This is a genomic window from Paenibacillus sp. NPDC057967 (assembly GCF_042887015.1).
In the GTDB taxonomy this organism is placed as follows: domain Bacteria; phylum Bacillota; class Bacilli; order Paenibacillales; family Paenibacillaceae; genus Pristimantibacillus.
The window spans coordinates 1-26000 of the sequence record NZ_JBHVQB010000009.1 but is presented as its reverse complement, the minus strand read 5'-3'; the positions used below and the strand labels follow the sequence as shown (position 1 = coordinate 26000).

Sequence of the window (26000 nt, the reverse complement as noted above, 5' to 3'; positions counted from 1 at the left end):
TTGCTACTATTTTTCGACAAAGTCATGTCTTCCAGCATTTACCTCATCTTATTCGTCGTCGGCTTACCGTGGCGGCTCTCCAGCTCGGACATGATATCGTCAAGCGGAAGTCCCCTTTCACGGAGCAGAACCATGAGATGGAAGAGCAAGTCTCCCGCTTCGCTGCGCAGCTCGTCGTTGTCCTTATTCTTCGCTGCAATGATCACTTCGGCGGACTCTTCTCCGACTTTTTTCAGGATTTTGTCGACGCCTTTGTCGAAGAGATATGTCGTATACGTGCCGGATGGACGCTCCGCATCACGCTGAGCAATAACACCCTCCAGACGGCCCAGGATACCGAATCGATCGGCAACTGGCTCCGCGCCTTCTGTAGTCCCTTCACCTTCAACAGCAATCGAATTGTAAAAGCAGCTGTAGCTGCCCGTATGGCAAGCCGGTCCCTGCTGATTCACACGGACGAGCAAGGTATCCCCGTCACAGTCATAGGCCATGGAGACAATCCCCTGCGTATGTCCGCTCGTCGCGCCTTTGTTCCACAGCTCGCTGCGCGAGCGGCTCCAGAACCATGTTGTGCCCGACTCAATCGAGAGCTTGAGTGACTCCCGATTCATGTAAGCCAGCATGAGCACTTCCTTGCTCTGCGCGTCCTGCACGACAGCCGGTACGAGACCGTCCGCATCCCATTTGATCTGCTCCTGTATCTCTACTGTTCCCATTATCTGACCTCGACTCCCTTCCTGCGCAAATCATCCTTCACTTCTTGTATCGTCATTTCCTTGTAGTGGAAGATCGTTGCCGCGAGAGCCGCGTCTGCGCGCGCTTTCTCGAACACTTCATGGAAGTGACCAATCTGACCTGCACCGCCGGATGCAATAACCGGAATCCCGACGGAATCCGATACAGCAGCCGTCAGCTTCACGTCAAAGCCGTCCTTCGTGCCGTCTGCGTCCATGCTCGTCAGCAGCAGCTCGCCCGCGCCCAGCTTCTCCGCCTCGCGAGCCCATTCCAGCGCGCGAATGCCTGTCGCTTGGCGTCCGCCATGCGTATAAACTTCCCATTCGCCCCACTCCGGGTTGAACTTGGCGTCGATCGCGACGACGATGCACTGCGAACCGAAGCGGCGCGCGCCATCGGATACAAGCGATTTATTTTTAATCGCAGCGGTATTAATGCCGATCTTGTCCGCACCAGCGCGAAGCAATCTGGTCATGTCATCGACATGTGAGATGCCCCCGCCTACTGTGAACGGAATCGTAATTTCTCCCGCGGTACGCTTTACAACCTCAATCATGGTCGCTCTGCCTTCAACGGATGCCGAAATGTCCAAAAAGACAAGCTCATCCGCTCCCTCGCGGTCATAGGTTGCCGCAAGCTCCACGGGATCCCCCGCATCGCGCAAATTCACGAAGTTCACGCCTTTGACGACGCGACCATCCTTGACATCCAGACAAGGAATAATTCGTTTTGCCAGCATGTTCTCTCTCCCTTCTCCCTATCAGACCAATGCCGTTTGCGGCTTTCCGTTTCCCGTCAAAGTCAGGAAGTTGCCTAGCAGCGCCATGCCCAAATCCCCGCTTTTCTCCGGGTGGAACTGCATGCCGTATACACTGCCGCGGCCTACGATAGCTGTGACCGGTCCATAATAATCCGTCGTGGCGAGCAAGTCGGACGCCAGGCCCGGCTTCGCGTGAAAGGAATGGACGAAATAGACATGCCCCTCCTCAAGCCCTTGGAATAAAGGAGAGTCCCCTTGCAGGAAGCTCAGCTTGTTCCAGCCCATATGCGGGATTTTGAAGTCGCCGCTAAATCGGATCACTTGACCCGGAAGCAAGTCCAGACCTTCGTTCTTGCCGTACTCCTCGCTCTCTCCGAACAGCAATTGCATGCCAAGACAGATGCCAAGGATCGGCTTGCCCGATGTCGCGTAAAACCTCACAACTTCGTCCAGTCCAGTGTTGCGCAAGTTCTGCATCGCGTCGCCAAATGCGCCCACACCCGGCAGTATCGCGCCGTCCGCCTCCATAATTTGCTGCGGATCAGCCGTCACGATCGCCTCATAACCGAGACGCTCCACCGCTTTGCTGACACTGTGGAGATTGCCCATGCCGTAATCGATAATCGCGATCATCTTACAGCATTCCCTTCGTCGATGGAACTCCTTGCACGCGAGGATCAATGTTGGTCGCCTCGTCAAGCGCTCTACCCAGAGCCTTGAATACGGCTTCGATCATATGATGCGTATTTTGGCCGTAGTGCACAATAACATGCAGCGTAATGCGCGCCTCCAGCGCCAGCTTCCACAGGAACTCTTGAACCAGCTCCGTGGAGAAGCTTCCTACCTGGGAAGAAGGATATTGCGCGCGGTATTCAAAATGCGGACGGTTGCTCACGTCAATAACAACTTGCGCAAGCGCTTCGTCCATCGGAACGAACACGCTGGCATAACGCTTGATACCGCGCTTGTCGCCCAGCGCCTCGCGAAGCGTCTGGCCAAGGCAAATGCCGATATCCTCTACCGTATGGTGATCATCAATATCGATATCCCCCTTCGCATCGACTGTCAGATCGAATTGTCCGTGCTTGGCGAACAGGTCGAGCATGTGGTTCAGAAATGGGACATCCGTCTCCAATTTGACCTGCCCTGTTCCGTCTACCGCAAATTTAAGCGAAATATCCGTTTCATTCGTCTTCCGCGCTACCGAAGCTTCGCGCACCGCTTGTTCTGTCATGGTAACTCCAACCTCCATCTATAGTTCCTTCATTTATTATCTGCTTCCAAAAAGATTAGCCGCACTCTGGCGCCCGTTTCTCGTGGTCCGCTCTACTTCGAGCCGTTCTCCTTATCCAGTCGAACCTGAATCGCTCTGGCATGGCCTTCGAGCCCTTCATGACGGGCCAATGTCATAATGTTTTCACCGTTTTTCATCAAGGCTTCCCTGCTATAGTAGATCAAGCTGGATTTCTTCATAAAGTCATCCACATTCACTGGTGAGGAGAATCGAGCCGTTCCGTTCGTCGGAATGATGTGATTCGGTCCCGCGAAGTAGTCGCCTACCGGCTCCGAGCTGTAAGGACCGAGGAAGATCGCTCCTGCGTTCTCAATCAGACCTAGCAGTCGCATCGGCTCCTCCGTCAGCACCTCCAGATGCTCGGGAGCAAGCTGATTCACCACATTGATGCCCGCTTCGAGGGAATCAACCAGCAAGACCGCGCCATACTGGTCAATCGAGCTTCTGGCGATGTCTTGTCTCGGCAGCGTCGACAGCTGGCGCTCCACTTCATCTGAGACGGCTTGAGCCAGCCCCTCAGAAGGCGTAACCAGGATTGACGAAGCCATCTCATCATGCTCTGCCTGGGACAGCAGATCCGCTGCGATATAGACCGGATCGGCAGACTCATCCGCCAATACGACAATTTCGCTCGGTCCGGCAATGCTGTCGATATCGACCGCGCCGAATACCGCACGCTTCGCCAGCGCCACGTAGATGTTCCCTGGACCGCAAATCTTATCCACTGGAGCAATCGTGTCCGTACCGTAAGCAAGAGCCGCAATCCCTTGCGCCCCTCCAACACGGTACAGCTCCTTCACGCCCGATTCAGCGGCAGCGACCAGAATATAGGGATCAATCCCTTCCTTGCCGCCTGTAGCCGGTGGCGTCACCATTACGATTTCGGGTACGCCCGCTACTTGAGCCGGAATGACATTCATCAGTACGGACGAAGGGTAAGCCGCTTTGCCGCCGGGCACATATACGCCTACACGCTTTAGGGGACGCATGATTTGTCCCAGCATCGTCCCGTCAGGCTGAAGATCCATCCATGAATTGCGCAATTGCTTCTCATGGAACTTTCGAATATTGGCTGCCGCTTCGCGCAATGCCGTCAGGAAAGCAGCATCGACACGATCATAAGCCGCATCAATCTCCTCCTGTGTCACACGAAGCGAAGCTGCATCCAGCTTCACCTTGTCATGCTGCTCCGTGTAGCGAAGTAAGGCGGCGTCGCCTTCTGCCTTCACGTCTGCCACAATGCGCAAAGCACTTTCATTCTGCTCCGGCGTGCCGTACTCCACCTCGCGCTTCAATCCAAATTGCTCCGCACGCATAATGCGCATGATCCAACACTCCTCTCCCTGCGCTTTACTGCCGCGCATCTTGCTCTATCTAGAAGTTCTTCGTCGCTATCGTATCCTGCAGCCGGTCGCATAGGCTTTGAATGCTATCATTCTTCATCCGGTAGCTCACCCGATTGGCGATAAGCCTGCTCGTAATGCCGAAGATCGTCTCCATCTCGATAAGCCCGTTCTCTCTCAGCGTCTGGCCCGTCTCGACCATATCGACGATCCGGTCCGCCAACCCGATGAGCGGCGCAAGCTCAATGGAGCCGTTCAGCTTGATCACTTCGACCTGCTGCCCCTGCTCGCGGAAGTATGCGGATGCGACACTCGGATACTTGGTCGCTACGCGCGGCTGGATCGTCGGCTTCCAGTCTGGCAGCCCGATAACAGACATCCGGCACTTCGCAATGCCCAGATCAAGAAGCTCGTAGACATCCTTGTCTTCTTCCATTAGTACGTCCTTGCCGACAATGCCGATATCCGCAACGCCATATTCGACGAATGTCGGTACATCCACCGGCTTCGCCATAATAAATTCCATCTTCGCTTCCGGCTGTTCAATAATCAGCTTCCGCGTATCGTCAAAGTCGCCCGGAATCGGGATGCCCGCTTCCCGAAACAGCTTGAGCGCTTGCTTGTATATTCTGCCCTTCGGCATCGCAACCTTCAATATGTTCTTCTCGCTGCTCATGTTGCGCTGCCTCCTTTCGTTCCTTGGCCAGCCATATACGTCTGCAAAGCCGTATAGCGAAGCCCTTTATAGTGGAAGCTGACTGACTGAGCGGCCTTATGCAGCTCATCCGATAGTGAATCCGCTCGCACCGTCACAACCAGCCCGCCTTCTCCGCGAAGCTGCTGCGCCTCTGCCAGAGCCTCGTCGCGTCCGGCAGCATCATAGACGATTAGCGTGCGCTCATCTTCAACGTCGCTTTCTGCGCCCAGAAGCTCGAGCACTCTCGTCGTCTTCAGTGCAAAGCCCGTTGCGCCTGCCGGACGCCCAAACTGCGCCAGCAGATTGTCATAACGGCCTCCGCTTACGACAGGGAAGCCCAGATCGGCAGCGTAGCCTTCGAAGGTCATGCCCGTGTAATAGGAGAAGTCGCCGATCATGGTCAAATCAATCAAAACATGCTCGCTGACGCCATATGCCTTGAGTGCATCCCAAATCTCGCACAGATGGCTAATCGACTCCCGCGCCGTCTCGTCCGTGCAGAGCTCCAGCGCCTGATCGCATACTTCTCCGCCGCCGCGCAGCCGCAATATTCCTTCCAGCTCAGCGCGCACCGGCTCTTCCAGCGACAGCTTCCGCAGCTGATCCCGATAACCGACATAATCCCGCCCCAGCAAGCATGACTTCAGCAGCTCTTGCTCTTCAGTACGGCCCGGCAGCGCTTCGCCAAGCAGACCGTTCAGGAAGCCGACATGGCCGATCGCGATCTTGAAGCGCTCCACGCCTGCCGCCTTAAGCGACGCAATCGCCAGCGCCACCACCTCGGCATCCGCTTCCGCAGACGAATCACCGACCAGCTCGACACCCGTCTGGAAAAACTCAACCTCCCGTCCCGCTTCCTCTTCAATGGAACGGAACACATTGGAATGATAGGACAAGCGCAGCGGGAAGTCGGATTCCTTAAGCAGCGAAGAGACGACCCGCGCAATAGGGGACGTCATATCGGAGCGGAGGACCAGCGTCGTGCCGCGGTTATTCAGCAGCTTGTATAATTTATGGTCGGATGTGGAGCTCGCCGCCCCCACCGTATCGTAATATTCCATCGTTGGCGTAATGATTTGTTCATAGCCCCAGCCGCGCATGCAGGCCAGCACTTCGCGCTCGATATGACGCAGCTTGCGAACCGCTTCCGGCAGATAGTCCTTGGCGCCGGTCGGCTTCTCGAACATCTTTGGTTTAGACATAACCGTTCTCCTTCATTAAATACTTTAGTGATTTAAAGTGTTACCATGCTACCAAAATAAAGATATTAGTGGTTATCGTAGCATGATTAACGCTCTCCCGTCAAGCTGTCACAGCCCCATTACAGGCCTGACAACCCAGCTTCTCCTTGTATCGGCAGAACGCCTTCTCCTGAATAGCAGAATCATCTTATTTCCTCATAAAAAAGGACATCCTCCCGCATACACGATAAGCGCCTGTGCGCCATTCGCTCTGCATGAAGGACATCCCCGCTGCTGTGAATCCTATCATCACTACCTATGGACAGCCCGGTTCTCGCTCTCCTGATTAGAGGACGCTCTTGCGTAAGCCACTCAGTCCAATCGACGCTCGATTAGCCTCATCGGATTGCCGCCGACAAAAGCATGGGCGGGCACATCCTTATGCACCACCGACCCGGCTGCGACAACGGCATAGTCCCCGATCGTAACACCGGGAAGAATGGTCGTGTTCGCGCCGATCATGACATGGTCGCCGATATGTACATAGCCGAGACGATACTCCTTGATCAAATACTCATGCGTCAGTATCGTCGTATTATAGCCGATAATCGAATTGTTTCCGACCGTAATCCGTTCCGGGAAGAAGACGTCCACCATGACCATCAGAGCAAATGCTGTATGCTCACCGACCTTCATCCCCAGCACGCGGCGGTAGATCCAATTTTTCCAAGGCAGTACAGGACAATATCTAGCCAGTTGGATAAAGATAAAGTTCCGTACCGCCTTTATTCTGCTTACAGTCGAATAGACCTGCCATAAGGCATTGGGTCCTTCAACGGGATAGCGTTCAACGTCTCTCAAGCGTCCCCAGCTCCGATCCCGCGAAAGCGTACAGCTCCCGCATATCGTCAATGACATACGTTGCGCCGGCATCCCGCAGAATCTGGCCTCCCTTAAGCGACCATGCGACACCAACGCCAATCGCTCCGGCGGCGACTGCAGACTGGATGTCAACCGTGCTGTCTCCTACCATGATAGTCGTCGCTGGATCGGCTCCAAGCAGTCCCATCGCCTTCAGGACCGGCTCCGGGTGCGGCTTGGCATGCGTAACATCATCGATCGTTACAATGGCGTCAATATAGTCGTATATGCCGACGAACTTGAGGCCTCTCTCCGTCGTAAGCCTCATTTTGGTCGTCACTACACCGATCTGTATACCCTGCCGATGAAGCTTCTCCAGCACTTCGTTGACGTATTCGAACGTTCGTACCAGATCGTCATGCAACCTTAAGTTGACTTCACGGTACGCCTTCACAAGAGGTTCCACATCGTCCAATCCTGAGAACAGCTTCATCTGATCGGCCAACGTCAGACCCATGATCGGGATAATATGATCTCGGCAGAAATCCTCTGGCACATAGCCCTTCAGCGACTCCAGGAAAGAACGGATAATAAGCTCATTCGTATCCAGAATCGTACCGTCCAGATCGAATAACATGGTGCGAATTTGATTCATGCTGTATGGCCTCCTAAATTCACAAAGCTGACTGACTTCCCGCCATGATGACATTCAGTCCACAATTACTTCTTGTCTTCGCCCGCTTTGGAAGCCGTGGCGATATCTTGCCCATCTGCCGTTAAGCCGTTGCGCTCCGGCTTCGTAGTCACGATCGGATCGGAATAACGCACATCCGCTTGACCTGTTACGCGCCGTACAATAATGAAGATGACCGCTGCGATAATGAGCAGCAGAGCCAGCAATTGCGAGATGCGAATATTGCCATAGGCCGGGTCCAGATAGCCTTGGTCGAACACTCCGCTAATCGGCGACCACAGACCGTTGATCAGCGATACCAACCAGTTTGGTCCCATAAACGCCAGACTGTCGATACGCAGCGCTTCAATAAAGAACCTGCCGATGGAGTACCAGATGAAGTAGGCGGCAGTCAGCTCGCCGACGCGCAGGAACTTCTGGCGACGAAGGACGAACAGAATAGCCAGTCCCACCAAGCTCCAGAGCGACTCATACAGAAACGCCGGATGGCGGAAGGCACCTTCCGGGATAGCTGAATCTACAATAAACATATGATTGACGATAAAGGACGGGATATGCAGCGTATTGCGAAGGAACTCTTCACTCACTGGCCCCCCGTACGCTTCCTGGTTCATGAAGTTGCCCCAGCGGCCAATCATTTGCCCCACCAAGATCGAAGGTACTGCAACGTCAGCAATTCTAAGGAACCGGTAACCTTTATATCTTGCATAGATAATGCCGCAGATAAACGCCCCGATAATCGCGCCGTAGATCGCAATGCCGCCTTCCCAGATTTTAAACATATCCAGCGGACGGTCTTTATACTGATCCCATGAGAACGCTACGTAATAAATGCGCGCCGCAATAATCGCGGAAGGCGCTCCCAGCAACAGCAAGTCCATGAAAAAATCCGGCTTGATGCCGAATCTCTTCCCTTCTCGCACCGCAAGCAAAAGGCCCGCAAGCGCACCCAACCCCAAAATAAGTCCGTACCACCGAATCGACAAGCCGCCGATCTCGAATAGGACCGGATTAATCGCGAACGTATCCATTAGTTTGATCTACTCCCTCATTTCATATATTGGCGTATGTGCGATGTTGTGTGCATGCTCAATCGTAATCATCCATATCGTCAGCAATCGTCTCGGTCAGTTTGTTCGTGAATTGCAGAGCGGCATTGTAGCCCATCCGCTTCAATCGGAAGTTCATAGCGGCCACTTCGATAATAACGGCCAAGTTCCGCCCTGGACGCACCGGGATCGTCACAAGCGGAATATCCGTATCAATGATACGTGTTACTTCTTCATCCAGGCCGAGACGATCGTATTGCTTATCCTGCTGCCAGTTCTCCAGCTTGATGACAAGCCCGATCCGCTTCTGCGTGCGGACAGCCCCTGCGCCGAACAGCGTCATGACGTTGATGATACCCAGCCCCCTGATTTCGAGCAAATGACGAATAAGCTCCGGAGCCGTTCCATGCAGCTGCCCATCGGATGTCTGGCGAATCTCGACGGCATCGTCCGCAACGAGACGGTGGCTTCGCTTCACCAGCTCCAGAGCCGTCTCGCTCTTGCCGATGCCGCTGCCTCCCGTAATCAGCATCCCTACACCGTATACATCAACCAGAACACCGTGAATGGTAGCCGTCGGCGCCAGCTTATGCTCCAGGAAGTCCGTTATGCGGCTGGAGAGAATCGTCGTAGCCGTGTTGCTGCGCAGCACTGGCACTTGCATCGCATTCGACTGTTCAATAAGCTCCTTAGGCGCTTCGAGCCCTCGTGTCAGAATAATACAAGGTGTGTCCTCGTTGCACAGACGCACCATGCGGTTCTTTCTCTCCTCGCTGTCCAGCATATTGAGGAATGAAATTTCGGTACGTCCCAGCAGTTGTACCCGCTCACTCGGGAAGTAATGGAAGTAGCCTGCCATCTCCAATCCCGGACGGTATAAGTCGTCTACGGTAATATTGCGTTTAAGTCCGTCCTCGCCGGCTACGATCTCCAGCTGGAACTGCCGGACGAGCTCTGATACTTTCACTTTTTTCGGCACGGTATGGACCCCCTTCATCTGCGCGCGCAAGCTTGATCTATCCGTATGTACATCAATATTTCCAATGTCTTCATCGTAATGCAAAAAGACGCCGAACGCAACGTTTCCCGCCGCGCGGCGCCTCTCCTTTATTTGATTGGGACCGAGATGTCTTGCAGAACATAACCATAATATTGATCCACATCCAGAGTCAGCGGCTGAGCGTAGTCTGCATTCGGAATATGGAAGTAATAATGGCCGGTTTCTTCCTCACTTATACGAATGGATACATAATTCTGCTTTAGTATATCTCCGTATTCAATCGGATAGCTCTGGCCTGACGCATCCCGGAACGTTCCTCCGTATTCAAACAGTCTGTATCCGCCATAGCTGGCTCCGTCTAAGGGCGTGCTTAGCCGCATATCGAACCGAAGATCAATCCCGTCATGCCACATGTTGACCTCCCCCAAGGATAGCCGCTCATCAGGAGCGCTGATCATCAACTTCTTGTCGGTATCAATGACCACCTTCATGTCACGGTCGTTCATCATCAACCCTCTGGCCACCAGCGTGAGAGATTTCACCTTTTCGAATGCGCCAATCTGGAAGTGTCTTCGGAGCGAGCTGTCTAAATCACCCATTCCCGCCTGCGTCGCGTAGCTTCGTCCCCGTTCATCTACCAATCGCAAATCGATGAAATCGACAAGACGCTTCTGATTAGCGGGATCCCCCTCGAAGTCCACTGTAACCTGAAGCGGCGTAATGCTTGCCTTCGTCAGCTTAATCTTCTGGCCCGCCACCTCAATCATCGCATTCAAGTCAAACGTTTCTTCCAACTCGGCAAACTTCTGGTGATCGATCGCGATTTTGACTTCAAGCCACTCTTCTCCCAGCTTCATCATGACGTGTAGCTCTCTTGGAATCGTCTCTCCCGGTGATACGCGAATAACGAGATAGTCCTGAACGATCCCCTCCTTCTGAGTGGCATCCCGGAAGAAATGGGAGCTTGCAGACATCGCCTGAAGATCTTCCCCGCTCCCATCCTTCAGTTTGTACGGCAGAAAAGTCATATTCTCTTCCGTTATGTCCGGTCCCTCCGCTGTATACAGAAGTACGATCCGCTGTGAATCCGCTAATATGCCATTAACGGTAAACTTATAGCCATTTCTCTCATCGGACTGATTCAAAAGTTGGAAGTATTCATGATCTAGGGCGGTCTTTAAGGAGCGATCATAGGACACCAATTCCACAAACCGTCCAAACCCCGGAATCTCCTTCATGATCGCAGCAAAAGCAGGCGAGATCCGAACAAAAGCCGTCAGCGAAAGCATAAGACAAATGGCGGCGATGCCCACCTGGAGACTAATCCGTCTCCTTCGAGTCGAGACGCTGCGTCTGCGGCCATTCATATGACCATTGCGAAGGGCAAGGTCCAATCGATCCGCCAAGCCCGATTCCTTATTCAAGGCGATCTCCCTGTCCACTCGTTGAACGTCACTTCTAAGGCTATTTAGCAGTTGGTCCATCCCCGGGTCATGGTCCAGCTCTTCACACTCTCTCAAGCTATGACTGCTGTTCTGTAACTCGCGCGGCCCATTCGGCCGATCATCCCCCTCAGCGCCTTCCCCAGCCTTCTTCCACGACTCGCTCATGTCCGATGCCCTCCTTTCCACGCTCCATATCCTGTCTCAATTGCTTCAGTGCCTTATGCAGCCATGTGCGGATCGTGCCATCAGGCTTCTCAAGAAGCTCCGCGATCTCCATTACAGTCATATCCCGATAATATTTCAGCACGACAATCATTCGGTATCGCGGCGGCAGCTTCGCTATCTGCTCTGCCATCCCGATGCGCTCGATCGTCCGGTCCGACTCAGCCGTCCAGTCCAATCTCTCATTGGGGGACGGTAGCTCCCGCTTTCGCTTCTTGCGCTCATCCATGCAAACATGGATTAAGATCCGTATCATCCATGTTGCGAAATATTTCGTCTCCCGGATGCTTCGTCGCTTCATCCAGACGCGGCATACTGTCTCTTGCACGGCCTCTAGCGCATCTGTCTCGTTGCGCATATAGGCGTAGGCAATACCGTACATTTTGCCCTTCTCCCGCTCTATTCGCTCCAGCAACGCATCATCGTCCTTGCGCAGATCCGCGTCCTTGCGCTCATCATGCCCCATCTCTTCCCCCCGCTCCTGCCTTGCTGCCGTCTTTGTATGCATTAGACGGTTCAACCCCGCAAACAGTTTTTCTCCTCCGAAAAAAACTAAAAAAGAGCCCCCGGAATGAACCGGAGACTCCTTGTTATATTCAGCTATTAGTTCTCGAAAATGTTCAGTTCTGTCTCTTTGTCGAACAAATGTACTTTGTTCATGTCCAGAGCCAGCTTCACGCTTGCGCCATCACGGATAGCGGAACGGCCGTCTACGCGGGCGATAACCGTGTCGGTACCGATACCGTTCAGGTACAGATACATTTCGTGACCAAGGTTCTCAGCAACCTCAACGTTCGCGTTCACGATCGAGTTAGGGGATGCTTCCAGGAATACAGGCTCTTCATGAATGTCCTCAGGACGTACGCCCATGATAACTTCTTTACCGATGTAGCCTTTGGAGCGAAGCGTAGCCGCTTTGCCTTCAGGTACAGACACGTCTACGCCAGCCGCTTTGAAACGTACAGCGCCGCCTTGCTCAGACAGTGTGCCTACAATAAAGTTCATGGATGGAGCGCCGATGAACCCTGCTACGAAGATGTTCTTCGGATTGTTGTACAGCTGCTCCGGAGAATCCGTTTGTTGAATGAAGCCGTCTTTCATAACGACGATGCGATCGCCCATTGTCATGGCTTCGATCTGGTCATGCGTTACGTAGATTGTAGTTGTTTCCAGACGTTTAGTCAGTTTGCTGATCTCCGCGCGCATTTGGCCACGAAGTTTAGCATCAAGGTTGGAAAGCGGTTCGTCCATCAAGAATACTTGTGGCTCACGAACGATCGCACGGCCCAAGGCAACACGCTGACGCTGACCGCCGGAAAGTGCTTTTGGCTTACGGTCAAGCAAATGCTCGATATCAAGAATTTTAGCAGCTTCACGAACGCGTTTGTCGATGTCTGCTTTTTTGAATTTACGAAGTTTAAGACCGAATGCCATGTTTTGGTACACGTTCATGTGCGGATACAGGGCATAGGATTGGAATACCATCGCGATGTCGCGATCTTTAGGAGCAACGTCGTTCACAAGACGATCGCCGATGAACAATTTACCTTCCGAGATTTCTTCAAGACCTGCGATCATACGAAGAGTCGTCGATTTACCGCAACCGGATGGTCCGACCAATACGAGGAATTCTTTGTCCTGGATGTCTAGGTTTACATCGGTTACAGATGCTTTGTCCGAACCCGGATATTTTTTGTAAATGCCTTCTAAGCGTACGCCTGCCATGATCAATTTCCCCCTAAAAAAGAATTTCGATATGCATCTATCTTATCCCACAGGGAGACAGATGACTATGCACATACCTTACAAAAAATTTAATTCCTTTTCGTAACTTTGTACAATAGCAAAATGATCTTCACGAGAACGGCGTCCCGAAACTGTCTGACGTCGAGTCCTGTCTCCTGCTTCAGCTTGTCCAGCCGATAGAGGAGTGTATTGCGATGAATATACAGCTTCTTGGCCGTCTCGCTGACATTGCAGTCGAGGGAGAAGAAGGTGTCCAGCGTGCTGAGCATCTCCGATTCCACGAACAAATCCGCGCGCTTCAGCGATTGCTCCAAATACTTAGACCGGTTCGACTCCGGGATCGCGTTAAGCAGTCTCTCCAGTTGCAGCATCCATGGAAGATGAATGTTGGTCCCAACATGGAATTTGCGGCCCAGATGGATCGTCTCCCGCATCGTAATGGCGGCCTCAACCATGCCTTTCGCCGGAGATACGGGATGCGTAACGGCCAAATGACATTCGCCCAGCCATTCGCTTGCGAGCATCTCATGCAGACCGATCGCAATGGAAGCCAGACTGTCTTCCATCGTTTCTTCCTCCGCGAGCTCATGCATCTCCGCATCTTCATCCTTCAATAGAGACATCGGCCCCCATATGAGCCATTCCCGGCTCTTAAGCGGAATTAGCAAGATATCATCAGAGAGAAAGGAGCGCAGCAGCTTCTCCAGCTCCGGATAGACATCCTGCTTGACACTGGATTGCTCCGCTACGAGCAGAAACGGAATCATATCGTGATACAAGCGGTTGCCTACGGTGAGGTGATCAGGCAGTGAATAGACCGGCTCTTCGGCTTCAAGCTGCTTCTGCAGCCATTCCCCCAGCTTGAACGCCAGCTTTTCAGATTCCGAGGCCCCCGTGTCTCCATATGCCTTCGATCCGCTGGATGCATGACGCAAGGACCAACTGATCAGCTCCTTATCCTTCGCTTCCAGATTGCGTGCTTCCATCTCCAGGACGGACAGCTGCTTCTGGCTGGTCTCCGCAACGACCCAAAGCTTTCCATTATGTTCGATCCAAATCCCCGCCGACATGGCACCATCAATGAATGGCTCAGAAGCCGCTTCCGCTCCTTCGGCGGCCGCTTTCCATTCCGCCGGTTTCATGGTCAATACCGTTAACGGCCTGTTCAAAATACGTTCCAGAGGCTTTACCCATTCATATGTGCTCATTTAAGTTCCACTCCCATGAAATTAAGCGCTCTTTTTCGTCCATTTTATCATATCATTCTGCTGTATTCAGCCTCGTCCGGCGTTTGACCGGATCAGCCATTCATGGTACTCTTTTTTACATAGAAAACTTATCGGATAAGACAACTATATCTGACTGCTCTTACGTATATACGTGCTTACTATAAAGGAGATGCAAATTCATGTCCAACTCTATTGTAATCATATCCGGAAGCCCGAACGCAACATCGCGTCTGAACGGAATTGTAGACTTTATTAGAAGAGAGCTTGATCTTAAGGGCTACCCGTCGAAGATGATTACGGTCGTAACTTTGCCGGCGGAGGACCTCGTCCATTCCCGCTTCGGCAGCCCGGCGATTGTAGAGGCCAATAGACTGGTAGAGGAAGCGTCGGCTGTCATTATTGCCAGCCCGGTATACAAGGCTTCTTATACAGGCGTATTGAAATCTTATATTGATCTGCTGCCTCAGAAGGGACTGGAGGGCAAGCTCGTATTGCCGTTGTTCATTGGCGGTACGCTCGCGCATCTGCTGTCCATCGATTATTCCCTCAAGCCTGTACTGGCATCCATGGGCGCGCGCCACTTCATCAAAGGCATATATGCTACGGATAACCAAGTGAGCCGCATTCAGGACGGCAGCAACGAAACCAAGTTCGAGATCAACGAAGAGCTAACCGAGAGACTGCAAGCTTCGGCACAGGAGCTGATCGAAGAGCTGACTCTGCGCAGCCGCGCTGTCCAATAAATGAAATGAAAGAAGCTGCTCAACGAGTCCCTGCGACTCATGAGCAGCTTCTTTTTTTTGCGAGTTTGAGAAACTCTCCCAATCTGGCCGTGTTCATGCGAGCATCTAATAAGGTTTCAATAATAGCTCATCTTGTTCGAGGTAAGGATCTAACGATTAGCTGCGAGCTTGAATCTCATCGATGAATGTCCATGCGCTGCTTGCCGGAACGACTTCTACTTTAATATAACGACCGGACACGCCCGACAATCCGGTCACACGATAAGTTTTGGTCTGATCGGAGCTGCTGACCGCTGGCTTCTCGACCGTTCCGGCATTCGTAAAGTTGATATTATCGATGGAAACGGAGAAGCGCACTTCCTTAGGCAGTAATACATAGACGGATTTCACTTGCAGGAAGTTGGCATTCAATTCGCTGATCGTGCGCACTTGCCCCAAATCGATGACGAAGCTGTAAGAACTTGCGCTATTGCGGCCTTGCCATGCTCCATCTACATAAGACGCTGAGCCATAAGCTCCGTTCGTAAGCTCCGTGCCTCCCGTATCCGGATAAGCGGCATCCGCAGGCATCGAGGATGTATAAGACTTTCCTGCGGACCAAATATTCGGATAGGTCGTTCCTGCCGTAGTTGCTACGGATACAGCCGATGACAGAGCCGACAGATTACCTGCCGCGTCAAAGGCACGCACGGCATACGTATACGAGGTTCCCGGCGTCAGCTGCTTATCGACAAAGTTGACTGCAGCGATATAGCTGGCATGGACCAGCTCACCATTGCGGTATATTTGATAGCCTACGACACCGGTATTGTCTGTCGAGCTGCTCCAGTTTAAGTTAACCGTCATAGAATCCGCTGCGGTCGCCGTTAATCCCGACGGGATTGTTGGTGCGGATGAATCCATGATACCGGTAGCTACGTAATCCGCATAAGTCTCATAATATAACGGATTAACAGTCTGAGGACTCATGTAATGGTTGAAGCTGAAGCTCGTATAATGACTGACATACGGCTCCACCGCCAGCATATTGTCCAGCATAAGCCTCATATCCATCGGCCTGAAGTCCATATTGAACGTCTCCGTATCAGCCCATAGCGCCGTGCCCGGGCTCGAAGCGGTGATGGCGTTTTTCGTCGCAGCAAACCAGCTTGCCAGATCGGACGTTGCCGCATGACCAGCTCCAATGCCATCCTGCAAGGCAAGGATGTCGATGTCTGTGAGGCTCAGAATATAATTCCACATTGTCTGCCAGCCGGACGGATTCAGCCCGCCGGATACATTGTAGAACGGTGAAATCATAATCGGGAGTCCTGGCGACACAGTGTGAGCCACTGTTGTGACATCATTATAGAAGTCCGCCATACGCTGCCAGGAGGTTGCATCAGGCAAGTTCCAATTGTCTACCTCGAAGCTTAAATACCAGCCCTTGAAGGAGTCATAGCTGCTGTATTGATTCCACAGATCCTCAATCAATTCGCCGGCTATACCCGCTTCTTCATCCAGCCATGCCACATTGTTCGTATAATTGGCGAACCATTCATGATTAAGCTGAAGACCGATATAGATATCGAGACCGTATTCCTCGCCCATCTGAAGCGCCTTCGCGACAACATCTTGCGATGTCTCTTGAGTCAGGCCTGATACAGTTGTCGGATAGACGGCTGTACCGAACTCCGTATTCGCCGACCATTGCAGGATCAGATGATCCATGCCGACATCCTTCATATACTGGAATTCATCTTCCCACTGCGTGTTGCTCCACTGGTCGCCAAGCTCCGGCTGCAGGAACGAGCCGTTTAATTTCAGCACATTCGCAGGGGCAGGCACTTCCTCCAGCACTTTCCACTCGTCAACGAAAGACCAGCTGCCCGGTGTGCCGGATACAGTCATCTTCACATACCGAGCCGTTGCAGGCGCTGCGGAATCGCATGAATAGGTCAGACGCACGATATCGTTGCCCGCTCCCTGCTGTCCTACGGAACATGCCGGCTGATAAACGGCATTATCTGCGGAGTAGCTGTACTCCACACTCGTGGGAGCAGGAATGCCGCCTCCCGCATACTTGAAGAATCCGGCTTCAAACCGTTGGAACGTCTGCGCTGTACCCAAGTCAACAGTGAAGGAGTAGCTGCCTGGCGTAAGCCTTCCCTGCCATGCGGCATCAGCAAGCAGCGGCGCTGCTGTGATACCGTCCGTCAGCTCTGCACCTCCGCTATCCGGGTAGGAGGCATTCGCGGCCATACTGGAAGTGTAGCTTTTCCCGGCGATCAGATTCGCGCCGGCTGCGTCAGCCCTCTCAAGCCCTAGAGGATTAAACCCTACGACAATCATCGTCAAACACAATACTTTGACCAACTGGACTCTTGCACTTCGCAACCATAATTCCGTCTTCATGAATCGATCTCTCCTTTGAATTAGGATGGTTCGATCCAGCTAGAAAATTCGGATGTATTTATCATGAAGCCAGCACTGATTCTCAGGCATAGATCCGTACAATGGAATACGGGCTAACGGTTAACGCTTTAAGGCTGCCAGGGCGGCCCCAATGACTCCAGCTTGTCTGCCCAGCTGTGCGGCGACAAGGGCTACAGGTTCAGGCCGCTGATACACGGGCATCACTCCTCTGCTCAACAAAGTCTGAATCCGCTCCAGCAGGAATGCGTCTTGCCCGGCCACAATGGCTCCGCCCAGCACGATAGCAGGCGGATTGTAGATATGGATGAGACCGGTCAGACCGGCCGCTACATACTCGCAATATTGATTCACGATGGCTAGCGCTCTTGGGTTGCCTTCTCTCGCATAGCGGAACAGCGTCTCAGGCTCCTCCCAAGGTCCGTCTTCCCATTGCTCATAGGCGAGCTTCTTCAGCCCTGTCACCGAAGCATAGGATTCCCAGCAGCCCCGATTGCCGCAGCTGCACTCGCGGCCGCCCATAGAGATAACCATATGGCCGAATTCGCCGGCATAGCCCTCTCTGCCGCCATATACGCGGCGCTCGCTAATCCAGCAGCCGCCTACGCCAGTACCGAGCGCGACGCACAGGAAGTCCTCCCATTCGCGTCCCGCTCCCAGCCAAGCTTCCCCTACCGCAATCATGTTGACATCGTTGTCCACTACGACAGAAAGTCCTGTCTCTCTGCCGATACGCTCTCCAAGCGGCATGCCTGCCCAGCCCGGGAGCGTTGCGGTCGCGCCCATTACGATACCGCTGGCGCGCTGAACCTGGCCTGCGCTGCCGATTCCTACGCTCTCCAGCTGTAGATTCAAGTCCGAGGAAGCATGCATCGCCCGCTCTGCAATAGCGGACAGCTTGTTCAGCAGTTCATCCGGTCCTCGTTCCGACTCGGTAGGCGTGAGTCCCTCCAGCAGCACTTCGCCGTTCTCTGCGACGATGCCCCATTTGATATTTGTGCCTCCGAGATCGATTCCTAATGCGCAACGCATCGGCTTCATTCCTTTCCGACAAGCTCAGGGCTTTGGGTGAGCCCGTCTACGAATTTCTTCGTAATCGCCTCCGGACGCGTGATGGCGCTGCCGATGACGACTGCGTGAGCGCCAAGCAGCAGACATTGGTATGCTTGCTCCGGCGATTGAATTCTGCCCTCAGCGAAGACCGGAGTTGTTACCCGACGCGCCAGCTCCTCGACCAGATTGAAATCCGGCTCCTTCTGTTGAGGCGAATATTCCGTATATCCTGATAGAGTTGTAGAAATGATATCAAATCCCATCTCTTCCGCCTGCATCCCTTCCTCGATAGTCGAGACATCCGCCATAAGCAAGCAGTGCGGATATTCTGATCGAAGCAGCGCGACGATGTCAGCAAGACTTTCCTCTCCCGGACGGCGGCGCGAAGTTGCGTCAATCGCAATCACATCAGCCCCCGCCTCGGCAACGGCAAGCGCCTCTTTGCTGGTTGGGGTAATATAAACCTGCGAATCGTCATAGCGCTCCTTCCATATCCCAATGATAGGCAGAGCGAGAGATTCCTTAATAGCAGCAATATCCGCCGGTGAGTTGGCGCGGATGCCGACAGCTCCGCCCTCCCGGGCTGCGATTGCCAGCTTTGCCATGGTGTCGGAGCCGAATAACGGCTCCCCTGCATACGCCTGACAGGAGACGATTAGCCCGCCACTGAGAGCTTGTATTAGGTCCTTTTTCATATCTGTTACACTCCTTACGTACGGAAACATCAACCCTTGATTCCTGTCAAAGTAATACCTTCAATAAATTGCTTTTGTGCAAAAAAGAACATAATGATTAGAGGCAGGGTGAACAGGGCCGAAGCCGCCATCAGGAGTCCCCACTCCGTGTAATGCTCAGCCAGGAAAGCCTGCAAGCCCAGCGTCAGCGTGTACATATCCGCGTTGTTCAGATACAGCAGCGGCCCCATGAAGTCAGACCATGTATACAGAAACGTGAAGATCGCGACGGCTGCTAGAGCCGGACGGCATAGCGGAAGAATCATCGTGACATAGATACGGGACTCGGATGCGCCGTCGATGCGCGCTGCCTGGATAATGGTATCCGGGATGGACATAAAGAACTGTCTTAGCAAGAAAATATAAAGCGGCGCACCCGTGAAAGTCGGGATAATGAGCGGCCAGTAGCTGCCAGTCAGTCCAAGATCCTTGAAGATCATATAGATCGGAATCATGGTTACCTGGAATGGGAGCAGCATGGTTGCAATCACAATCGGGAAGATCCACTTGCGCCCGCTCCATTCAATCTTCGTAATGGAATAAGCGACAAGCGGAGCCGCGAACAGCTGTCCCACCACACTCGCGAGCGTAACCAGCAACGTGTTCAAGAAGTATTTTGCAAACGGGATGATCTCGAATACATCCTTGTAGTTGCTCCACTGGAACACCTCTGGCCATATAGTTAACGGGAAGGTCGATATTTCTTCCAACGACTTAAGCGATGTCAGCAGCATCCAGAGGAACGGCGCCAGGAAGGCAATCCCGATCACGACCAGAATGCTATGGACAGGTAGGCTCTTTTTAAGTTTGATCGACTTCATCTTATTCGCCTCCGTAGGTGACCCATTTTTTCGAAGAACGGAAGATGAGCCATGTAATAATGCCAGCTATGATGAACAAGATCCATGCCATAGCGGAAGCTTTGCCCATTTTGAAGTAAATAAAGGCATTGTGGTACAAGTACATCGCATACATCAAGAGCGAATTCTCAGGTCCGCCGCTGCCCGGCAGATTGAGTGCGCTGCTCGATACAACAAAGTATGCTTGTGTGAAATATTGCAGATTATTGATTACTTGCATAATCAGCTGGAACAGAATGATCGGCGAAATGGTTGGAATCGTTATGCTCCAGAATTGGCGCCACTTGTTCGCTCCGTCGATCTGTGACGATTCATACAGCGATTGCGGAACCTCCTGCAAGGAAGCCAGGAAGATAATCATCACGTTGCCCGAGGCCCATAGTCCCATCATCACCAGCGAGAATTTGCTTAAGCTCGGATCAGCGAGCCAGTTCGGCCCCGGCAGTCCGACCATACTGAGCAAGTCGTTGAGCAGGCCGTATTGCGGATTCAGAATCCACATCCACAGCAACGATGTTGCTGCGAGCGGTACAATCGTCGGGATGTAATACACTGTGCGGTATATCGACAAACCTCTAATTTTCGTATTAAGCAATAATGCCACTAGTAAGGAGAAGAACAAGTTGATCGGCGTGCTTACTACCGTCAGGTACAACGTGTTCTTCACGCTTTTCCAGAATAGATCGTCTCCCATAAGCTCCTTATAGTTATCGAATCCTACAAATTCGGGAGACTGAAAAATATTGAAGCTCGTAAAGCTGTAATAGAATGATGCCAATAACGGATACAGCGTAAAAGCGAGAAAGCCTAATAGCCAGGGACTCGCGAATGCTAACCCGATCCAAGTTTTTTTCTTCATGGTTGCTCCCCCTGAAGTCTACTTTCCCCATCATAAGTTCTGTACCGCTTCACCTTCCGGCAAAGCGGTACACGTAGCTGACTTCACGATTCCTTATTTCAGCAGATTGGCGGACTTGTCTTTCATCGTCTTCATCGCTTCTTCTGCAGTCTTCTTGAAGTTCACGGCAAGCTCGAATTCATCCGTAATGACTTTGCCGTAAGAGCCTTGCTCACCGAAAGTAGGGAATGACTTCAAATTCGGATTTTTGGCTGCTTCTGCGAAAGCTTGGAAATCTGGAATATCCTGCAGCGCCGGATCGTCATACGCCGAAGTTCTGGCAGGCAGATTGGCGAACTTGTCATTGAATTTCACCATGTTGTCCTTCGACATCAGCCAGCTCATGAATGCCCATGCTCCGTCTTTGTTTTTCGCATTGCTTGGGATAAAGAAGGTCGATGCGCTTACTTCGCCGCCGCCAGACAGCTCAGGCTTGCCCGCAGGTGCAGGATATGGCGCTACGCCGTAATCGATGTCCTTCTTCAGTACATTTTTCACCGTATGTCCGAACCACGGTCCATCGAATCGAATGGCTTGATTGCCTTGAATGAACGGATCCGTTGCATCCAGATACTTGGCGGACGAGTTGAACTTCAGGATATTATCAGAGCCGAATTGCTTGCGGTAAGCCTGCATCAGCTCGATGCCTTTCTTCATGCCCTCGTTGTCAGGCGTCAAAGTCTTGCCGTCTTCGGAGATGAAGTCACCGCCCATGGCAAAGGCCATGCTGTTCGTGTAATACACGTTCGGGAAGTCCGGGAAGCCCATTACTTTGATCGTGCCGTCGGCATTGGTCTCCGTCAGCTTGATCGCATATTCCAGCAATTCTTCTTCCGTTTGAGGCGGTCCGTCATAACCGGCTGCCGCCAGCAGCGCTTTGTTGTAGAACATCATATTGAAGTTGACGTTAATCGGAAGCGCATACAACTTGCCGTCGTAACGGCCGGAATCCAGCGCCGCTGGCACGAAGTCAGAGATATCGTAGTTGTCTCGCTCGATATATTCGTCAAGCGATTCCAGCATGCCCTTCTCCACATAGGAAGCCGTGTTATTGCTGAAGTTATCCGTTACATCCGGTCCCTCTCCGCTGGAGATCGCTACGATAATCTTCTGCATATCCGGTACGGACAAGCCTTTCACTTCGTATTGCTCTTGGCTTGCATTGAACTCGGAGATTAGTTGCTCTACATACTCTCCTTCAACGCCGCCCCATAGATACCAGAAGCTAACCTCTGTCTTTTTGCCCGATGAGCCGTTGCTGCCTTTGTCCGTGCTGGAAGGGCTGCCGCTATTATTGCCATTCCCGCAAGCAACAAGCGCAGCGGTCAGAATTAAGGCAAGCGTCGTCGTGACCCATTTTCTCTTCAACATAATTCGTTCAATCCCCCTAAGTATGAAGTAATGATGAAGTTCCTGGAGCTATTATACCCCCGGGCGAGTCAGATTGTAAAGGATATTTCCTTTTTATTTTTTAATTTAGGAGGAATACTCCAAAATTGAATAGAGGAATGTCATTTTGGTAGAAGCATAACTCCATTAGCTCTGCTGGCTCTCCAGCAAGAATCCGATTTCGAACATCCGCTTCCATGGCGTGGATACCTTCGATATCGTTAGCGTTCCATCATAAGGGATATAATCATTCATGAATTGCTGCAAATGTTCCTCAATCAGACCCGCCACTTCCTCCTGTACATGCTCGATGTGGAAATAAGAGGCCTGCAGCTCCGGCAGAAGCTTGTCGGTAATATGCTGACGTACGACAGACTGATAGCCCCAGTCCTCGATAAGCCGGTAGTAATAATACATGCGGCTTGCCGCATCCTTAGACGGATCGAGCTGCGGCTGCGCACGGTTATAGGCCGTAATGATCGCATGGGAGATCACCGTACCGAGCGCATTGCCAGACGTATTCCATGCCGCATAACCATCCAGCTTCTCTAACAAGCCTTTTTTCGCAAGCAGCTTCATCAGAATGTCATCCCCGCCATTGCATAGAGCTACGTCACCCAGCACCGTTACTTTTCCTTGACGCGCATATCGGTCTATTGCGCTTGCGAATTCACGCATATTCACTTCGGAGAAGTAAGAGTGATGACGCGCATCATAGCGATCTGTCGTCTCGGCTACAGTTACTCCGCTAGTAGCAGGGGAATGAACCATCAAGAAGATATCTGGCGCCTCAAATCCATCCGCTACGTAGGCTCCCGATGCCGTAATGTGATGCTTCATGCTTTCGTTCAAGCTGCGATCCTCATATTTGGGTACGATGGCTGGACCGAGCGTTGAAGAGTATCTGATGTGAATCAAAGGTTCGTACTGATGAATCTCGCAGAAGATACGACTGAACATTGTACATCCGATTTCATCCGCACCTGGGTATACGGCTATCCGGTCAAGTAAATTGCACTCCTGAATGAGATGCACGAGATTCCGCTGCTCGGAAGAGGTATATCCGTATAAAGAGTTGTCATCCAGTGGAACAACCAGATAATCGATGATTCCCTCGTCCACTAGTGATACAGAGCGTTGATTCAACTGCTTGTTCACTGCTCGTCTGCCCAAAAAATCATCAAAAATAGTAATCGGTACCGTTCCTTCGATTTGTGCCAGCCGTTCCTCTTCAACTTGGCTCAGTCCGTCTCGCTTGCGCTTATCCGTCAGCCACCCGAATTCATACAGCTCCCGGCCGTAATCGGCATAATAATCGGGTTCTTCCTCGCTGCTCGAATAGGCAGGGGCTCTTGTAATGAGGTGGAAGGCATACAGTTTTAAGGATGGATTCCCTGCTTTTATTTCTCGCAATACGTTTATTCTTCGTTCCAGTTCTGCCAGATCGAGCTGATGAAGCCTGGAAGGTACGATCCCCCCATACAGCATCATATCCATACTGATTAAGGCGTAATCTGCGTCAGCGGACTCCTTGCGCAGCCAATGAGCTACGGCTTCGGTGTTCGCTGGCTTTTTCTTATCCCCGAGAATATCTCGCCCTGGCACAGCCATATGGAGATCCGTCATGCCTGCCAAGTATAGCGGATAGTCATAATTGCATGGCCTTTCATCCAGTGGTACATATACGATCTTGTTCATAAGATGCGCTCACTCCTGTTCGTTAATAAAAAATCCATACGACCAAAGGTACGCATGGATAATTACTTCATATTAATATTATAATACGGAGAATTGCTCCATTTCAATCCTTTTAATAAATTTTATGGACAACAGCCATGGAGGTTTTCTCCAACGCATCGTAAGCCTTGGTCCGATAGCGAATTGCCGTTGCTGTGGTCAGAATATCCAGGACATGAATCTGAGATAGCTTAGACGAGAAGGCGCCGCCTTGCAGCGGAGTTTCCCTCGATTTGGAGAGCAGCACCACATCTGCATATTGTGTCAGAGGCGAACGCAGATGGCTGGTCAGACAAATAAAGAAAACCGACTTTTGCTTCGCAATCTTGACAGCGTCCACGATATCCTTTGTACTGCCAGAGGTCGATACGGCAAAAAGAACATCGCCTTCCTCCATCAGAATAGCGTTCATTGCCATGATATGAGGATCGGTCACAACCTCGGTATTATACCCCAATCTCATGAAACGGTACTTGCCGTCCATAGCGGTATTAGCTGATGATCCGACACCGAAGAAGTACAGCTTCTTCGACTGCCCGATCGCATCGATGGCCTTCTCCATTTGTTCCATGTCGAGAAGATTAAGCGTGTTTTCGATAGACTTCGTATTTTCCGCCGTTATTTTAGCTGCAATTTCATGAAGATTATCGGATTCATCAATTTGACTGTGCACGTTTTTGATCGGAACGACCAAATCTTGAGCCAACGCCAGCTTGAATTCTTGATAGCCCTTAAAACCGATCTTGCGGCATAAGCGTAACACCGAGGTTTCCCCCACTCCAGCCATCTCGGCTAAGTCTGTTAATGTCACATAAACGACCGCTTCCGGATCCTTCCGAATGACGTCCGCAATTTTCTTCTCTGTTTTGGTCAGCGATTCGTAGATGCTGGATATCACTAATAAGGTATTGGCACCTTCGGAGAAACCTTTAAGCTTGGACATTGCATACACTCCTCAAATTGAAGAAATATTCCACTTTATAAAATAATAATAGACTTTCGCTCCACAACTTTCAAGTATAATCGGTTGGCAAATAAAAAGGCCCCTGCTAGAGGGGCCTTAAACACAAAAAAAAGAGAGATTCATCTCTCTGTGATTACTTGTTCAGTTTTCGTAAAAAAACTGGTGAGCCATGTAGGACTCGAACCTACGACACCCTGATTAAAAGTCAGGTGCTCTACCAACTGAGCTAATGGCTCTCAAGAAGAAAGTGGTGGAGGATGATGGATTTGAACCACCGAACCCGAAGGAAGAGATTTACAGTCTCCCGCGTTTGGCCACTTCGCTAATCCTCCATGTTGCTTAGAAAAAGTGGTGGCTCGGGACGGAATCGAACCGCCGACACGAGGATTTTCAGTCCTCTGCTCTACCGACTGAGCTACCGAGCCTTACTTTATTGAAAAAATGGCGGAGCTGACGGGATTCGAACCCGCGGTCTCCTGCGTGACAGGCAGGCATGTTAGGCCTCTACACCACAGCTCCAGGATTAATATGGTGGAGGATGACGGGATCGAACCGCCGACCCTCTGCTTGTAAGGCAGATGCTCTCCCAGCTGAGCTAATCCTCCATATGGTAGCGGCGAAGGGGATCGAACCCCCGACCTCACGGGTATGAACCGTACGCTCTAGCCAGCTGAGCTACACCGCCACATGTCCCCGAAAATGTCGCTTGCAGCGCTCGGGGTCGCTTACAAGGTCAGGAAATGACATAGCCATATGCCATGTGTAACTTTTATCCTTTGGATGAAGCTTGTCCATCCTGAGAAAAGAATTGCGCCCTGAAAACTGGATACGAAAGTAACTTTTGAATCATCCTTAGCCGTAGGATAAGCCCTCGACCGATTAGTATTCGTCAGCTCCACACATTGCTGTGCTTCCACCCCGAACCTATCAACCTCGTCGTCTTCAAGGGGTCTT

General features: G+C 51.9%; 24 protein-coding genes, 6 tRNA genes and 1 rRNA gene. 1 reads left to right on the top strand and 30 read right to left on the bottom strand.

Annotated features, from left to right (window positions below; all coding sequences use genetic code 11):
* Positions 1 to 38: 38 nt before the first annotated feature.
* The 15 genes from hisIE to ACFVSO_RS22130 form a co-directional block, all read right to left on the bottom strand.
* Positions 39 to 716 (bottom strand): bifunctional phosphoribosyl-AMP cyclohydrolase/phosphoribosyl-ATP diphosphatase HisIE, encoded by a 678-nt coding sequence (hisIE, locus tag ACFVSO_RS22200; RefSeq protein ID WP_387477668.1) that lies wholly within the window; start codon positions 714 to 716, stop codon positions 39 to 41.
* The gene (gene hisF / locus ACFVSO_RS22195) at positions 716 to 1474 is read right to left on the bottom strand and encodes an imidazole glycerol phosphate synthase subunit HisF (protein ID WP_387477666.1); all 759 of its coding nucleotides are present in this window, start codon (positions 1472 to 1474) and stop codon (positions 716 to 718) included. Before hisF ends, hisIE begins: the two co-directional genes overlap by 1 nt.
* A gap of 21 nt (positions 1475 to 1495) precedes the next feature.
* The gene (hisH, locus tag ACFVSO_RS22190; RefSeq protein WP_387477664.1) at positions 1496 to 2128 is read right to left on the bottom strand and encodes an imidazole glycerol phosphate synthase subunit HisH; all 633 of its coding nucleotides are present in this window, start codon (positions 2126 to 2128) and stop codon (positions 1496 to 1498) included.
* Between the two features lies 1 nt (position 2129).
* The gene (hisB, locus tag ACFVSO_RS22185; RefSeq protein ID WP_387477662.1) at positions 2130 to 2729 is read right to left on the bottom strand and encodes an imidazoleglycerol-phosphate dehydratase HisB; all 600 of its coding nucleotides are present in this window, start codon (positions 2727 to 2729) and stop codon (positions 2130 to 2132) included.
* A 92-nt stretch (positions 2730 to 2821) separates the two neighbouring features.
* Positions 2822 to 4114: a histidinol dehydrogenase gene (gene hisD / locus ACFVSO_RS22180; protein ID WP_387477660.1), complete on the bottom strand. Its 1293-nt coding sequence runs from the start codon at positions 4112 to 4114 to the stop codon at positions 2822 to 2824.
* Positions 4115 to 4163: 49 nt separating this feature from the next.
* Positions 4164 to 4808, bottom strand: coding sequence for an ATP phosphoribosyltransferase (gene hisG, locus ACFVSO_RS22175; RefSeq protein WP_387477658.1), 645 nt, complete (start codon positions 4806 to 4808; stop codon positions 4164 to 4166).
* Complete coding sequence (locus ACFVSO_RS22170) at positions 4805 to 6031, bottom strand: ATP phosphoribosyltransferase regulatory subunit (RefSeq protein WP_387477655.1); 1227 nt, start codon at positions 6029 to 6031, stop codon at positions 4805 to 4807. The genes hisG and ACFVSO_RS22170 overlap by 4 nt, the downstream gene beginning before the upstream one ends.
* A gap of 351 nt (positions 6032 to 6382) precedes the next feature.
* Positions 6383 to 6871, bottom strand: a complete 489-nt coding sequence (locus ACFVSO_RS22165) for an acyltransferase (RefSeq protein WP_387477652.1) — start codon at positions 6869 to 6871, stop codon at positions 6383 to 6385.
* Complete coding sequence (gene ppaX / locus ACFVSO_RS22160) at positions 6858 to 7526, bottom strand: pyrophosphatase PpaX (protein WP_387477649.1); 669 nt, start codon at positions 7524 to 7526, stop codon at positions 6858 to 6860. Before ppaX ends, ACFVSO_RS22165 begins: the two co-directional genes overlap by 14 nt.
* Positions 7527 to 7591: 65 nt before the next feature.
* Positions 7592 to 8596, bottom strand: a complete 1005-nt coding sequence (gene lgt / locus ACFVSO_RS22155; protein WP_387477647.1) for a prolipoprotein diacylglyceryl transferase — start codon at positions 8594 to 8596, stop codon at positions 7592 to 7594.
* A gap of 58 nt (positions 8597 to 8654) precedes the next feature.
* A complete protein-coding gene (gene hprK / locus ACFVSO_RS22150; RefSeq protein ID WP_119803948.1) occupies positions 8655 to 9593 on the bottom strand; it encodes an HPr(Ser) kinase/phosphatase in 939 nt (312 codons plus the stop codon).
* 128 nt (positions 9594 to 9721) lie between these two features.
* Positions 9722 to 11224 carry a DUF4179 domain-containing protein gene (locus ACFVSO_RS22145; protein WP_387477645.1) on the bottom strand — a complete coding sequence of 501 codons (1503 nt, stop codon included), beginning with the start codon at positions 11222 to 11224 and terminating at the stop codon, positions 9722 to 9724.
* Entirely contained in the window at positions 11187 to 11789 is a 603-nt protein-coding gene (locus tag ACFVSO_RS22140) for a sigma-70 family RNA polymerase sigma factor (RefSeq protein ID WP_387477642.1), read from the bottom strand. Before ACFVSO_RS22140 ends, ACFVSO_RS22145 begins: the two co-directional genes overlap by 38 nt.
* A 95-nt stretch (positions 11790 to 11884) precedes the next feature.
* The gene (locus ACFVSO_RS22135; RefSeq protein WP_387477640.1) at positions 11885 to 13006 is read right to left on the bottom strand and encodes an ABC transporter ATP-binding protein; all 1122 of its coding nucleotides are present in this window, start codon (positions 13004 to 13006) and stop codon (positions 11885 to 11887) included.
* A gap of 89 nt (positions 13007 to 13095) precedes the next feature.
* Positions 13096 to 14235, bottom strand: coding sequence for a PucR family transcriptional regulator (locus ACFVSO_RS22130; protein WP_387477638.1), 1140 nt, complete (start codon positions 14233 to 14235; stop codon positions 13096 to 13098).
* A gap of 200 nt (positions 14236 to 14435) precedes the next feature.
* Between ACFVSO_RS22130 and ssuE the strand changes: the two genes are divergently transcribed.
* Positions 14436 to 14999 (top strand): NADPH-dependent FMN reductase, encoded by a 564-nt coding sequence (gene ssuE / locus ACFVSO_RS22125; protein WP_387477636.1) that lies wholly within the window; start codon positions 14436 to 14438, stop codon positions 14997 to 14999.
* Positions 15000 to 15155: 156 nt separating this feature from the next.
* Here the strand turns inward: ssuE and ACFVSO_RS22120 are convergent, their stop codons facing one another.
* The 15 genes from ACFVSO_RS22120 to ACFVSO_RS22050 all read right to left on the bottom strand — a co-directional run.
* Positions 15156 to 17393 carry a DUF4434 domain-containing protein gene (locus ACFVSO_RS22120; protein ID WP_387477634.1) on the bottom strand — a complete coding sequence of 746 codons (2238 nt, stop codon included), beginning with the start codon at positions 17391 to 17393 and terminating at the stop codon, positions 15156 to 15158.
* Between the two features lie 120 nt (positions 17394 to 17513).
* On the bottom strand, positions 17514 to 18443 hold the full coding sequence (locus ACFVSO_RS22115; RefSeq protein WP_387477632.1) for an ROK family protein: 930 nt from the start codon (positions 18441 to 18443) through the stop codon (positions 17514 to 17516).
* Between the two features lie 5 nt (positions 18444 to 18448).
* Entirely contained in the window at positions 18449 to 19159 is a 711-nt protein-coding gene (locus ACFVSO_RS22110) for an N-acetylmannosamine-6-phosphate 2-epimerase (protein WP_387477630.1), read from the bottom strand.
* Between the two features lie 29 nt (positions 19160 to 19188).
* Positions 19189 to 20019, bottom strand: a complete 831-nt coding sequence (locus ACFVSO_RS22105; RefSeq protein ID WP_387477628.1) for a carbohydrate ABC transporter permease — start codon at positions 20017 to 20019, stop codon at positions 19189 to 19191.
* 1 nt (position 20020) lies between these two features.
* Positions 20021 to 20917, bottom strand: a complete 897-nt coding sequence (locus tag ACFVSO_RS22100) for a carbohydrate ABC transporter permease (RefSeq protein WP_119803969.1) — start codon at positions 20915 to 20917, stop codon at positions 20021 to 20023.
* Positions 20918 to 21010: 93 nt separating this feature from the next.
* The gene (locus tag ACFVSO_RS22095) at positions 21011 to 22327 is read right to left on the bottom strand and encodes an ABC transporter substrate-binding protein (protein ID WP_387477625.1); all 1317 of its coding nucleotides are present in this window, start codon (positions 22325 to 22327) and stop codon (positions 21011 to 21013) included.
* Positions 22328 to 22492: 165 nt separating this feature from the next.
* Positions 22493 to 24043, bottom strand: coding sequence for a DUF4127 family protein (locus ACFVSO_RS22090; protein WP_387477622.1), 1551 nt, complete (start codon positions 24041 to 24043; stop codon positions 22493 to 22495).
* 112 nt (positions 24044 to 24155) lie between these two features.
* Entirely contained in the window at positions 24156 to 25025 is an 870-nt protein-coding gene (locus ACFVSO_RS22085; RefSeq protein ID WP_387477619.1) for a MurR/RpiR family transcriptional regulator, read from the bottom strand.
* Positions 25026 to 25206: 181 nt separating this feature from the next.
* Positions 25207 to 25282, bottom strand: a tRNA-Lys gene (locus ACFVSO_RS22080).
* Positions 25283 to 25294: 12 nt separating this feature from the next.
* Positions 25295 to 25378, bottom strand: a tRNA-Tyr gene (locus ACFVSO_RS22075).
* A 17-nt stretch (positions 25379 to 25395) separates the two neighbouring features.
* Positions 25396 to 25471: transfer RNA gene (locus ACFVSO_RS22070), tRNA-Phe, on the bottom strand.
* A gap of 17 nt (positions 25472 to 25488) precedes the next feature.
* A tRNA-Asp gene (locus tag ACFVSO_RS22065) sits at positions 25489 to 25565 on the bottom strand.
* A gap of 10 nt (positions 25566 to 25575) precedes the next feature.
* A tRNA-Val gene (locus ACFVSO_RS22060) sits at positions 25576 to 25651 on the bottom strand.
* Positions 25652 to 25654: 3 nt separating this feature from the next.
* Positions 25655 to 25731 (bottom strand) — tRNA-Met (locus ACFVSO_RS22055).
* Positions 25732 to 25905: 174 nt separating this feature from the next.
* Positions 25906 to 26000: ribosomal RNA gene (locus tag ACFVSO_RS22050) — 23S ribosomal RNA — on the bottom strand; the annotation flags it as partial.